General features: G+C 63.8%; 9 protein-coding genes and 1 pseudogene. All 10 read left to right on the top strand.

Going from position 1 to position 13,211, the window contains the following annotated elements; translation table 11 throughout:
- The first annotated feature begins 159 nt into the window (after window positions 1-159).
- Complete coding sequence (locus AC3WN7_RS06640) at window positions 160-1,584, top strand: amino acid permease (protein ID WP_102673538.1); 1,425 nt, start codon at window positions 160-162, stop codon at window positions 1,582-1,584.
- A 295-nt stretch (window positions 1,585-1,879) separates the two neighbouring features.
- The gene (locus tag AC3WN7_RS06635) at window positions 1,880-2,671 is read left to right on the top strand and encodes an enoyl-CoA hydratase/isomerase family protein (protein WP_102673537.1); all 792 of its coding nucleotides are present in this window, start codon (window positions 1,880-1,882) and stop codon (window positions 2,669-2,671) included.
- A gap of 40 nt (window positions 2,672-2,711) precedes the next feature.
- On the top strand, window positions 2,712-3,872 hold the full coding sequence (locus AC3WN7_RS06630; RefSeq protein WP_007981552.1) for an acyl-CoA dehydrogenase family protein: 1,161 nt from the start codon (window positions 2,712-2,714) through the stop codon (window positions 3,870-3,872).
- Window positions 3,873-3,890: 18 nt separating this feature from the next.
- Window positions 3,891-5,990, top strand: a complete 2,100-nt coding sequence (locus AC3WN7_RS06625; RefSeq protein WP_102673536.1) for an acetate--CoA ligase family protein — start codon at window positions 3,891-3,893, stop codon at window positions 5,988-5,990.
- 10 nt (window positions 5,991-6,000) lie between these two features.
- The gene (locus AC3WN7_RS06620; protein ID WP_102673628.1) at window positions 6,001-7,608 is read left to right on the top strand and encodes a 5-guanidino-2-oxopentanoate decarboxylase; all 1,608 of its coding nucleotides are present in this window, start codon (window positions 6,001-6,003) and stop codon (window positions 7,606-7,608) included.
- A 24-nt stretch (window positions 7,609-7,632) separates the two neighbouring features.
- The gene (locus AC3WN7_RS06615) at window positions 7,633-8,823 is read left to right on the top strand and encodes a pyridoxal phosphate-dependent aminotransferase (protein WP_102673535.1); all 1,191 of its coding nucleotides are present in this window, start codon (window positions 7,633-7,635) and stop codon (window positions 8,821-8,823) included.
- Window positions 8,816-10,231: an aldehyde dehydrogenase family protein gene (locus tag AC3WN7_RS06610; protein WP_102673534.1), complete on the top strand. Its 1,416-nt coding sequence runs from the start codon at window positions 8,816-8,818 to the stop codon at window positions 10,229-10,231. Before AC3WN7_RS06615 ends, AC3WN7_RS06610 begins: the two co-directional genes overlap by 8 nt.
- A 99-nt stretch (window positions 10,232-10,330) precedes the next feature.
- Window positions 10,331-11,932 (top strand): ABC transporter substrate-binding protein, encoded by a 1,602-nt coding sequence (locus tag AC3WN7_RS06605; RefSeq protein WP_102673533.1) that lies wholly within the window; start codon window positions 10,331-10,333, stop codon window positions 11,930-11,932.
- A 169-nt stretch (window positions 11,933-12,101) separates the two neighbouring features.
- A complete protein-coding gene (locus AC3WN7_RS06600) occupies window positions 12,102-13,061 on the top strand; it encodes an ABC transporter permease (RefSeq protein WP_102673532.1) in 960 nt (319 codons plus the stop codon).
- Between the two features lie 3 nt (window positions 13,062-13,064).
- A pseudogene (locus AC3WN7_RS06595) lies at window positions 13,065-13,211 on the top strand (ABC transporter permease); the annotation flags it as partial.

Raw genomic sequence — 13,211 nt, 5'->3', positions numbered from 1 at the left:
CGAACTTACATGGCTTTCCAATAATCGACGCAACCGCCGCAGCGCGGTCTTCGAAGCTTATTGGAGATAATAATAATGAATTGCCGTAAAGCTGATCCCTCCCTGCGCCGTGACGTCCTGTCGCGCGCTGCGCTCCTCACTCACTGCTGAGGTGCCGAGATGAACGAAAACACTGATCGCAGCACCCATCAAAAAGGCATACAGCTGACCCGCGCTCTCAAGAGCCGGCACATCTTCATGCTGTCCCTGGGCGGCGTCATCGGCACCGGGCTGTTCATGGGCTCCGGCGTGACCATCAACCAGGGCGGCCCGGTGGGGGCGATCCTGGCTTATCTGGTCGCGGGTTTCCTGATGTACCTGGTGATGGTCTGCCTGGGTGAACTGTCGGTGCAGATGCCGGTGTCCGGTTCGTTCCAGACCCACGCCACCAAGTACATCGGCCCGGCCACCGGGTTCATGATCGGCTGGGTGTACTGGATGAGCTGGGCCACCACCGTCGGCCTGGAATTCACCGCCGCCGGCATGTTGATGACCCGCTGGTTCCCGGCGGTGCCGATCTGGTACTGGTCCGCGCTGTTTGTGGTGGTGCTGTTCGGCATCAATGCCCTGGCCACCCGCGCTTTCGGTGAAGCCGAATACTGGTTCTCGGGGATCAAGGTCGCGGCCATTCTCGGTTTCATCGTGGTGGGCGTGCTGGTGATCTTCGGCGTGATGCCCCTGAGCAGCGGCGCACCGGCACCGATGGCGACCAACCTGATCGGCGATTCGCTGTTCCCCAACGGACTGTCCGCCGTGTTCGCGGTGATGATGACCGTGGTCTACGCGTTCCAGGGTTGCGAGATCATGGGCGTGGCCGCCGGTGAAACCGACCAGCCGGAAAAGAGCATTCCCCGCGCCGTGCGTAACGTGGTGTTCCGCGTGCTGATTTTCTACGTGCTGGCGATTGTCGTGCTGTCGGCCATCGTGCCGTGGCAGCAGGCGGGACTGATGGAAAGCCCGTTCGTGCAGGTGTTCGACATGGTTGGCATTCCTTACGCCGCCGACCTGATGAACTTCGTGATCCTCACCGCGATCCTGTCGGTGGGCAACTCCGGCCTCTATGCCTCGACGCGCATCCTGTGGGCGATGTCGAAAACCGGCATGGCACCGAAAAGCCTGTCGCCCTTGAGCAAGCGTGGCGTGCCGTTGCGTGCCCTGAGCATCACCTTGTGCTTCGCGCTGGTATCGCTGATGACCAGCTTCGTTGCCGCCGACACCTTGTTCATGGTGCTGATGGCGGTGAGCGGCATGTCCGGCACCGTGACCTGGATCGTCATCGCCCTGGCGCAATACAAGTTCCGCAAGGCGTACCTGCGTGACGGCGGCAAACTCAGCGACCTGAAGTACCGCGCACCGTGGTTCCCGGTATTGCCGCTGATGTGCATCACGCTGTGCTGCTCGCTGTTCGTGTTCCTGGCCCTGGATGAAACCCAGCGTCCGTCGCTGTATTGGGGCTTTGGCTTCATTGCGCTGTGCTATGGCGCGTACTTCCTGATTCATCGCAAGCGTCAGGGCGTGCTGGCACCGAGCTTGCCGACTGCCTGATACCTCGAACTAAACACTTCCCCCCCTGTGGGAGCGAGCAAGCCCGCTCCCACAGTTGTTTTGTGGTGGGCGGGAAAGCTGCGGCGCACCCAGTGTCGCCAGTTGTTCGAAGTTGTAACAACGCCAGCGGCTTATGCTCGTGAATCTATAAATAATTCAATAAAACCAATGTGTTACAGGTTTTTTTGGCTTGTTACAGCCCATTTCCCCGCCGATTGCCGCCTTACTGAACACTCGTTTAGTATGGCCTCAAGTCGCATCACCTCAGACCAATCACAATAATTCGAGGATTCCCATGACCACTCAATCGTCGCTGCTCAGCCAGGTCGAAGCAGGCGTTGCCTGGATCACCCTCAATCGCACTGCCCAGCGCAATGCGCTGGACGTTCCGACGCTGAAAAACCTGCACGCCTTGCTCGATGCTTTCAACGCCGATCCAGCGGTGCGTGTGGTGGTATTGACGGGCAGTGGCCGCAGCTTCTGCGCTGGCGCCGACCTCGATGAATGGGCGGATGCCGAAGCCCGGGGTGCACTGGAAACCTACGGCTGGACCGAGACCGCCCACGCCTTGATGACTCGCCTGCACAGCCTGGAAAAACCGACCATCGCCGCCATCAACGGCACCGCTGTCGGCGCCGGGATGGACCTGACCCTGTGCTGCGACCTGCGCATTGCCGGGCAGTCGGCTCGCTTCAAAGCCGGCTACACCAGCATGGCGTACTCGCCGGATGCCGGCGCCAGTTGGCACCTGCCGCGCCTGATCGGCAGCGAAAAAGCCAAGCGCCTGCTGTTCCTCGATGAACTGTGGGGGGCTGACCGCGCCCTCGACGCCGGTCTGGTCGGCGATGTCTGCGCCGACGATCAACTGCTGACGGTCACCAGCGAACTGGCCGCACGCCTGGCCGCCGGGCCGACGTTCGCTTTTGCCCAGACCAAAAAACTCATGCGCGAAGGCGCCGATCGCAGCCTGGCGGAACAACTGCAAGCCGAACTCGCCGCCGGCCTGCTCTGCGGTCGCAGTGAGGACGGCAACGAAGCCCTGCGCGCCGTCATGGAAAAACGTCCGGCACATTTCGTCGGTCGTTGATTCCCACACTTCTTTCAGCACACGAACAACAGGTAGCAGCATGAATTTCCAACTGACCCAAGAACAAGAAATGTTGGTGGACTCGGTACGCAGCTTCGTCGAGAAGGAACTGCTGCCCTATGAAGAGCAAGTCGACCGCGCTGACGAGGTGTCCCCGGAGCTGGCGGCGCAGATTCGCGGCAAGGCGATCGCCGCCGGCTTCTACGCCTTCAACATGCCCGAAGAAGTGGGCGGTGGTGGCCTGGACTACCTGTCCCAGGCGCTGATCGAGCGTGAGCTGTCCAAGGTCTCCTGGGCGCTGCACGTGTTCGTCGCACGGCCGTCGAAAATCCTCATGGCCTGCACCGGCGACCAGATCAACGACTACCTGTTGCCGTGCATCCAGGGCGAGAAAATCGACTGCTTCGCCCTGACCGAACCGGGTGCCGGTTCCGATGCCAATGCGATCAAGACCCGCGCCGTGCGTGAGGGCGACGACTTCATTCTCAACGGCAGCAAGCATTTCATCAGCCACGCCGGGCATGCCGACTTCGCCATCGTCTTTGCCGTGACCGACACCTACGAACACAACGGCAAAAAGCGTAACGCCGTGACCTCGTTCCTGGTCGACCGCAACACCCCGGGCATGACCATTCGCCGTGGGCCCAAGTGCGTGAGCAACCGGGGTTACCACACCTTCGAAATGTTCTTCGACGACTGCCGCGTACCGGCCAGCAAAGTGCTGGGCGAAGTCGGCAAGGGCTGGGACGTGGCCAACGCCTGGCTGACCGCCGGGCGCGTGATGGTCGCGGCCAACTGCGTCGGTCAGGCCCAGCGTGCACTGGACGTGTCGCTGCAATGGGCGGCGGACCGCAAGCAATTCGGCCAGCCGATCGGCACCTACCAGGGCGTGTCGTTCAAGTTGGCCGACATGGCCACGCAGATCCGCGCCGCCGAACTGCTGACCCTGCACACCGCGTGGAAAATGGACCAGGGCACCATGACCGATGGCGAGGCCGGCATGGCCAAGCTGTTCGCCAGTGAAGTGCTCGGCCGTACCGCCGACGAAGCGGTGCAGATTTTCGGCGGCATGGGCCTGATGGACGAAGGTCCGGTGGAGCGCATCTGGCGCAACGCACGGATCGAGCGGATCTGGGAAGGCACCTCGGAAATCCAGCGCCACATCATTTCCCGCGAGCTGCTGCGGCCGCTGCTGCGCTGACCGGCCCGGAGAATTCCCATGTCCCAATCCATTCGTGACAACCTCAAACGCATGCTCGCGCCGCAACACGTGGCGTTCGTCGGCGGCCGCAGCATGGCGCGCGCCCTCAAGCGCTGTGCCGAGGGCGGCTACCCAGGGCAGATGTGGCTGGTCAATCCACAGCACGACAATCTTGAAGGTGTGCCGTGTGTGCGCAGCGTTGCCGAGCTGCCTTGCGGCCCGGACGCGGTATTCATCGCCACCAACCGCGAACTGACCCTGACCTGCGTGGCCGAGCTGGCCGCCATCGGCGCGGGCGGCGCGATCTGCTACGCCTCCGGCTTCGCCGAAACCGGCGCCGAAGGCCAGGCCCTGCAACAGCAATTGCTCGAGGCCGCTGGCGACATGGCCTTGCTCGGCCCCAACTGCTACGGCCTGCTCGACTACCTGCACAGCTGCGCGCTGTGGCCGGTGGCCCATGGCGGCAAAGCGGTGCAGAAGGGCGTGGCGGTGCTGACCCAGAGCGGCAACTTCGCCTACAACCTGTCCATGAGCGATCGCTCGCTGCCGGTGGCCTACATGGCGTCGGTGGGCAATCAGGCGCAACTGGGCGTGGCTGAATTGATGGACGTGTTGCTCGACGAACCGCGGGTCACCGCCATCGGCCTGCACCTGGAAGGCCTGAAGAACGTGCCGGGTTTTGCCCGCGCCGCGCACAAGGCGCTGGAGAAGGGCATCCCGATCATCGCCCTGAAAACCGGCGTGTCGCAGATTGGCGCCGAACTGGCCTTGAGTCACACCAGTTCGCTGTCCGGTTCCGATGCGCTGTACGACGCGCTGTTCGACCGTCTCGGGGTGATCCGTGTCAGCGGCCCGGTGAGTTTTGTCGAAACCCTCAAGGCCGCGGCCTGCGGCAACCTGCCAGCGGGTAACAGCCTGATCGCACTGGCCTGTTCCGGCGGCGACGCCGGCCTGATTGCCGACTACGCCGAACGCAACGACCTGGGCCTGCCGAAGCTCGATCAAGGACAGGTCGGCGAACTCGCGCAGGTGCTGCCGACCTACGCCAACCTGGTCAACCCGCTGGATTTCACCACGGCGATCTGGGGCGACGGCGAAGCCTTGAATCGCATGCTCGACAGCGCCCTGCGTACCGAAGCCGACGCGGCGATGCTGGTGCTCGACTACCCGTCGGAGTTCACCGGCGAGCGCAAGGAGTGCGACCTGCTGCTGGAGCTGTACTGCGCGGCACTGCAGCGCCACGGCAAGACCGGTTTCGTCACCTCGGCCTTCCCCGAATTGCTGCCGGCCCATGCCCGTGAGCGTCTGCACGCACAAGGCGTCGCGGCCTTGCAGGGTGTTGAAGACGGGCTGGCCGCGTGGGGCCGCATTGCCGGTTATCAGTGCAATCGCCAGGCCTTGCTGGCTCTGGGTGAATCGGCGCTGGTGCCGCTTTGCCCGCACGCGCTGGAAGGCGAGGGGCGCTTGCTCAATGAATGGGATTCCAAACAGGCGTTGAAAGCCTATGGCCTGCCGACGCCAAACGGCGTATTGAGCACCCCGGACCAGGCCCTGAAGGATGCCGAGTCACTGGGTTATCCGCTGGTCTTGAAAGCCGTCAGCGCACAGCTGCCGCACAAGACCGAGGCCGGCGCCGTGGCGCTGAACCTCAAGGATGGCGCGGCGTTGAGTGCGGCGCTGGAGAAGATGCGCGCCAGCATTGCCGCCTACGCCCCGGGTGTAGCCTTCGATCAACTGTTGCTCGAGCCCATGGCCAGACCGCCACTGGCTGAGCTGATTGTCGGCATCAAGCGCGAAAACGATTTCGGCCTCGCGCTGGTGATCGGTGCCGGCGGCATTCTGGTGGAGCTGCTCAAGGACAGTCGCAACCTGTTGCTGCCGACCACCGACGGTGCGATCCGCAATGCCTTGCTCAGCTTGCGCAGCGCCCCGTTGCTGCAAGGCTTCCGTGGCCGCGAGTCTGCTGACCTCGACGCCCTGGTGACGGCGATCCGCGCCGTGGCCGACTACGCCTGCGAGAACGCCGCGCAACTGCTGGAACTCGATGTGAACCCATTGTTGGTCGGTGCCCAAGGCACGATTGCGGTCGATGCGTTGATTCGCCTCGGCCACGAGTGAGGACATGAACATGCAAAGCAAAACCTTGACCGGCGGCCAGGCCCTCGTGCGCCTGTTGGCCAACTACGGCGTCGATACCGTGTTCGGCATCCCCGGCGTACACACCCTGGAGCTGTATCGCGGCTTGCCCGGCAGCGGCATCCGCCACGTGCTGACCCGTCATGAACAGGGCGCCAGCTTCATGGCCGATGGTTATGCCCGGGTCAGCGGCAAACCCGGCGTGTGCTTCGTCATCACCGGCCCCGGCGTGACCAACGCCGCCACCGGCATCGGCCAGGCCTATGCCGATTCGATTCCGATGCTGGTGATTTCCAGCGTCAACCACAGCGCCAGCCTCGGCAAGGGCTGGGGCAGCCTGCACGAGTGCCAGGACCAGCGGGCGATGACCGCGCCGATCACGGCGTTCTCGGCCGTGGCGCTGACCGCCGAAGACCTGCCGGAACTGGTCGCCCGTGCCTACGCGGTGTTCGACAGCGAGCGGCCGCGCCCGGTGCACATCTCGGTGCCGCTGGACGTGTTGGCGGCACCGATTGCCCGTGACTGGAGCAACGACGTGGTGCGTCGCCCGGGCCGTGGTCCGGCATCCGCCACTGCGCTTGACCAGGCCGTGGCCAAACTCAAAGGCGCGAAACGGCCGATGATCATCGCCGGTGGTGGTGCACTCAATGCCGTGCAGGAGCTCAGTGAACTCAGCACGCGCCTCGCTGCGCCACTGTTCACCAGCGTCGCCGGCAAGGGGCTGCTGCCACCGGATGCGCCGCTCAACGCAGGCTCCTCCCTGTGTGTGGAACCGGGCTGGAACCTGATCGCCGAGGCCGATGTGGTGCTGGCGGTCGGCACTGAAATGGCCGACACCGACTTCTGGCGCGAACGCCTGCCGCTCCAGGGTGAACTGCTGCGTGTCGATATCGACCCGCGCAAATTCAACGACTTCTACCCCTGCGCAGTGGCCTTGCAGGGCGATGCACAACAAACCCTCAGCGGTTTGCTTGAGCGCCTGCCATCGGACGTGCGTGATGCCGGCCCCGCGATTGCCTCGGTTGCCGCGTTGCGCGAAGCGGTCAAGGCCAGCCATGGCCCGTTGCAGTCGATCCATCAGGCGATTCTCGAGCGTATCGCCGCAGAGCTGCCGGACAACGCCTTCATCAGCACCGACATGACCCAGCTTGCGTATACGGGTAACTACGCCTTTGACAGCCTGGCCATCCGCAGCTGGTTGCACCCGACCGGCTACGGCACCTTGGGTTATGGCTTGCCGGCGGGGATCGGCGCCAAGTTCGGCGCACCGCAACGGCCCGGTCTGGTGCTGGTCGGCGACGGCGGTTTCCTCTACACCGCGCAGGAACTGGCGACGGCCGTCGAAGAGCTGGACAGCCCGCTGGTGGTGCTGCTGTGGAACAACGACGCCCTGGGACAGATCCGCGACGACATGCTCGGCCTGGACATCGAACCCATCGGCGTGCTGCCGCGCAATCCGGATTTCGCCGCCCTCGCGCGTGCGTTCGGTTGCACGGTGAACCAGCCGCAAAGCCTGGCCGAGTTGCAGACCGACTTGCACCACGGCTTCAAGCGCAACGGCGTGACCTTGATCGAACTCAAGCATGCCTGTGCGCATTGATCTGTATTTGAAGGGGACGAAGCCATGCGCTTTTCCGATTTGACTCAACGTATCGCCGGTGATGGCGCTGCCGCGTGGGATATTCATTACCGCGCCCTGGCGCTGCGCGAGCAGGGCCAGGACATTTTGCTGCTGTCCGTGGGCGATCCGGATTTCGACACGCCACAGCCCATCGTGCAGGGTGCCATCGACAGCCTGCTGAGCGGCAACACTCATTACGCCGAGGTGCGCGGCAAGCGTGCCCTGCGTGAGGCCATTGCCAGGCGCCATCAACAACGCAGCGGCCAAAGCGTTTCGGCCGATCAGGTCACCGTGCTGGCCGGGGCGCAATGTGCGCTGTTCAGCGTCGCCCAATGCGTGCTCAACCCGGGTGACGAGGTGATCGTCGCCGAACCGATGTACGTCACCTACGAAGCCGTGTTCGGTGCCTGCGGCGCCGTGGTGGTGCCGGTGCCGGTGCGTTCGGAAAACGGCTTCCGAGTGTTGCCTGAAGATGTCGCCGAGCGCATCACGCCACGCACCCGGGCCCTGGCGCTGAACAGTCCGCACAATCCGTCCGGCGCCAGTCTGCCGCGCAGCACCTGGGCCGCTCTGGCCGAGTTGTGCATCGCCCACGACCTGTGGCTGATTTCCGACGAGGTCTACAGCGAACTGCTGTTCGAAGGCGAGCACGTCAGCCCGGCGAGCCTGCCGGGCATGGCCGAGCGCACCGCGACCCTGAACAGCCTGTCGAAATCCCACGCCATGACCGGCTGGCGCGTCGGCTGGGTGGTGGCGCCACCGTCCCTCGCTGCGCACCTGGAAAACCTTGCGCTGTGCATGCTCTACGGCTCGCCGGATTTCATTCAGGACGCTGCCGTGGTGGCCCTGGAAAGCAACCTGCCGGAACTGGAGGCCATGCGCGAAGCCTATCGCCAGCGTCGCGACCTGGTGTGCGACAGCCTGGCCGATTGCCCCGGGGTGCGGGCGTTGAAACCTGACGGCGGCATGTTCGTGATGCTCGATATCCGCCAGACCGGGCTCAGTGCCCAGGCGTTTGCCGACCGTCTGCTGGATCGCCACGGTGTGTCGGTATTGGCCGGCGAGGCCTTTGGTCCGAGCGCGGCGGGGCACATTCGACTCGGTCTGGTGGTCGGCGCCGAACCCTTGCGCGATGCCTGCCAGCGCATTGCCCGTTGTGCCCAGGAATTGATGGAGACCCAGGTTAATGCTTAATCACAACGCATTGTTTATTGATGGGCGCTGGCAAAAGCCGTCGGGGCAAGGGATCGCAGAGGTGATCAACCCGGCCACCGAGGAAGTGTGCGGCAGTGTTCCGCTGGGTGATGAACTCGATGTCGAAAACGCCGTGGCCGCTGCACGCCGGGCCTTCGATTCATGGTCACGCACTCCCTCCAGCGTGCGCGCCGGTTACATTCGTGCCCTGGCCGGGCAATTGCGTGCCCGCGCTGATGAGATGGCCTCGGTCATCACTACCGAGTTGGGCATGCCGGTGCAATGGTGCCGCTCGGTGCAGGTCGACGGGCCGATCGCTGGCCTTGAGCAGTACGTCGAACTGGCTCATCTGATGGACGAGGTGCGCGAAGTCGGCAATTCACTGGTGATCCGCGAGGCCGTGGGTGTCTGCGCGTTCATCAACCCGTGGAATTACCCGCTGCACCAGTTGATCGGCAAACTGGCCCCGGCCCTGGCCGCCGGTTGCACCGTGGTGGTCAAGCCGAGCCAGGAAACCCCGCTGCATGCCTTCTTGCTGGCGCAGATGATCGAGGACGTCGGCTTGCCAGCCGGTGTCTTCAACCTGGTCAGCGGGCCGGGCTCGAAAGTCGGTGAAGCACTGGCCAAACACCCTGACGTGGACATGGTGTCGTTTACCGGCTCCACCGGCGCTGGCGTTCGCGTTGCGCAAGCGGCGGCGCCTTCGGTGAAACGGGTGTGCCTGGAACTGGGCGGCAAATCGCCGCTGCTGATTGCCGAGGATGCGGACCTGGACGCGGCCGTGCGCTACGGCGTGCAGGACGTGATGATCAACTCCGGCCAGACCTGCACCGCCTTGACCCGCATGCTGCTGCCGGCCAGCCGTTATGCCCAAGCCGTGGAAATCGCCCTGCAGGAGACCCTGAGCCTGCGCATGGGCGATCCCCTCGACCCACAAAGCTTCCTGGGACCTATGTGTTCCGCGGGGCAAAAACGCACCGTGCTCGATTACATCAAGGTCGGCCAACAGGAAGGCGCACGGCTGCTGTGCGGCGGGGACGCGCCGTCAGCCTTCGAGCGCGGCTTCTATGTCAGCCCGACGCTGTTCGCCGATGTCGACAACCGCATGCGCATCGCCCAGGAAGAGATCTTCGGCCCGGTGCTGTGCCTGATTCCTTACGCCGATGAAGCACAGGCCATCCAGATCGCCAACGACTCGCCGTTCGGCCTGTCCAGCGGCGTCTGGGCCGGCAGTGCCGAGCGTGCCTTGCACCTGGGCCGGCAGATGCGCGCCGGCCAGTGCTTCCTCAATGGCGCGGCGTTCAATTACCAGGCGCCGTTCGGTGGCTACAAACAATCGGGCAATGGCCGGGAGTGGGGTGAGGAGGGACTCAACGAGTTCGTCGAAGTGAAGGCGATCCAGGTGTGACGGTAGGCGATTCAGATGTTGTATGCACCGGGCCCTGGCCCGGTGTCTTGCGTGGTTTTGAACCGGTAATTCATTAGCTTTTTGATCAGGGGCAATGCAATGAGCGATAACAAAAACAAGATTACTCAAGCGAACCATGAATTCAGCTTCCCGCGCAGGGACTTCCTGAAGTACAGCGCGGCAGCCGCGGCGGTGGCCGGGGCGTTCTCCATGGGGCTGCCGTTTGGCGCCTTTGCCGGGGAGGCCACACCAAAGCCGGGTGGCGTGTTGCGTCTGGGCCTGGCGGGTGGCAGCACCACGGACTCGAAAGATCCGGGTTCCTGGTCCGACACCTTCACCTTCGTCGGCTTCTCGGCGGTCTATAACACCCTGACCGAAATTGCCGTCGACGGCAGCGCCATCCCCGAACTGGCCGAAAGCTGGACCTCGACCCCGGACGCGCGTGTCTGGACTTTCAAGATTCGTCAGGGCGTGACCTTCCACAATGGCAAGACCCTGACCGCCGAGGACGTGGTGGCGTCGATCCAGCATCACCTCGGCGAAAAATCCACCTCGGCGGCCAAGACCGTGCTGGGTGACGTGGCCAAAGTCAGTGCCAACGGCAGCGACAGCGTGGTGTTCGAATTGCACTCGGGCAACGCCGACTTCTCCTATGTGGTTGCCGATTACCACCTGGCGATCATGCCGAGCAAGGACGGCGCGGCGGACTGGCAGGCCGGCGCTGGTACCGGTGGCTATCGCCTCAAGGACTTCGAACCGGGCGTGCGCATGACCCTGGAACGCAGCCCCGATTACTGGAAACCGGGCCGCGCGCACTTCGCCAGCGCCGAGTTGATCGCGATCTCCGACGGCGCGGCACGGGTCAATGCGCTGGTCACCGGGCAAGTGGATGTGATCAACAAGGTCGACCTGAAAACCGTCGCGCTGCTTAAGCGCAACCCGAACCTGGTCATCGAAGAAACCAAAGGCGCCCAGCACTACACCTTCCCGATGCTCACCGACAGCCAGGTGTTCCTGAACAACGACGTGCGCCTGGCGATGAAGCACGCGATCAACCGCGAAACCTTGCTGGCTTCGGTGCTGCACGGCTATGGCCTGGTGGGCAACGACCACCCGATCCAGCCCGGCAGCCGTTTCATCAACACCGCGCTGGAACAACGCACCTACGATCCGGACAAATCGCGCTTCTACCTGAAGAAGGCCGGTCTGGATTCGCTCAAGGTCCGTCTGCAAGCCTCCGACGCGGCCTACACCGGCGCGGTGGACGCCTCGGTGCTGTTCAAGGAACAGGCCCGCGCCGCCGGGATCGACATCGACGTGGTGCGCGAGCCGGCCGATGGCTTCTTCTCCAACGTGTGGATGAAGCAACCCTTCACCACCTCGTTCTGGTACAGCAGCCTGACCGCCGACCGCATGTTCAGCATCGGCTACGCCAAAGGTGCGGCGTGGAACGAAACCCACTGGGACAACCCGCGCTTCAATCAACTGCTCAACGCCGCTCGCGGCGAAATGAACGACCCGCTGCGCCGCGAGATGTACAACGAAATGCAGGCGCTGTGCCGGGACGAGGGCGGGGCGATCGTGCCGCTGTTCGCCAGTTCCGTGGCGGCGCGCTCCAACCGGGTGGTTCACGGTGGGCAGACCGCGCCCTACGGTGAACTGGATGGCCTGCGGGTGATCGAGCGCTGGTGGCAGGCGTAAACCGGGATCTATCGAACGGTGAAGATCAACTGTGGGAGCGGGCTTGCTCGCGAATAGAGTCTGTCAGCTGACTCAATTGGCGACTGACACGCCGCGTTCGCGAGCAAGCCCGCTCCCACAGTAGAAATTTAGTGTCTTCAAAGGCGTGCCCAATTCAAGGAACTGCACGATGAGAAGTATTTTCAAGCTGTTGGGACAGCGCCTCGCATTAGGCCTGCTGTCCCTGTTCGCCGTTTCAGTGATCATCTTCCTGGCCGTCGGCATGCTCCCGGGCGACATCGCCCAGGCCATGCTCGGCCAGTCGGCCACCCCGGAAACCGTGGCGGCCTATCGGGCGCAACTGGGGCTGGATTTGCCGCCGTTGAGCCGTTTCGGCCACTGGATCTGGCAGTTGTTGCACGGTGACCTCGGTGTATCGCTGGCCAACCAGCGGCCCATCGCCGATCTGGTGAGTACGCGTTTGGGCAACACCTTCAGCCTCGCCTTGCTGGCGGCCCTGGTGTCGGTGCCGCTGGCGTTGTGTCTGGGGATGCTCGCCGCGCTGTACCGCAACAGCTGGTTCGACCGCTTGCTCAACACCTCGGCCCTGAGCGCGGTGTCGTTCCCCGAGTTCTTCGTTGCCTACCTCCTGATCCTGGTGTTCGCGGTGAAGCTCAACTGGTTCCCGAGCATTTCCAACCTGGCGCCGGACGCTTCGTTGGGCACGGTACTGGAGCGCTCGGTGTTGCCGGTGGCGACCCTGAGCCTGGTGGTGATCGCGCAGATGATGCGCATGACCCGCGCCTCGTTGATCAACCTGCTGGCCAGCCCCTACATCGAAATGGCCCGGCTCAAGGGCATCAGCCAGTCGCGGATCATCTTGCGCCACGCCTTGCCCAATGCCCTGGCGCCCATCGTCAACGTGGTGGCATTGAACCTCGCGTACCTGGTGGTCGGCGTGGTGGTGGTCGAAGTGGTGTTTGTCTATCCAGGGCTCGGTCAGTTGCTGGTGGACTCGGTGGCCAAGCGCGACATTCCGGTGGTGCAGGCCTGCAGCCTGATCTTCGCCGCGACCTACATCCTGCTCAACACCAGCGCCGATGTGCTGTCGATTGCCAGCAACCCACGCCTGATGCATCCGAAGGGGTAGACCATGAGCCTGTTAAAACACCTGTGGCGGGCGCCCCTGAGCGCCCAGTTCGGTTTGTTGATGATCCTGCTTTACGTGCTGGTGGCGGTGTTCGCGCCGGTGTTGGCGCCGTTTGGCGAAACCCAGGTGGTGGGCGGGGGCTTTGAGCCG

This window comes from Pseudomonas sp. FW305-70, assembly GCF_058783925.1.
The sequence above is the reverse complement of the archived record's forward strand: the minus strand, read 5'-3'. Positions and strand labels throughout refer to the sequence as shown.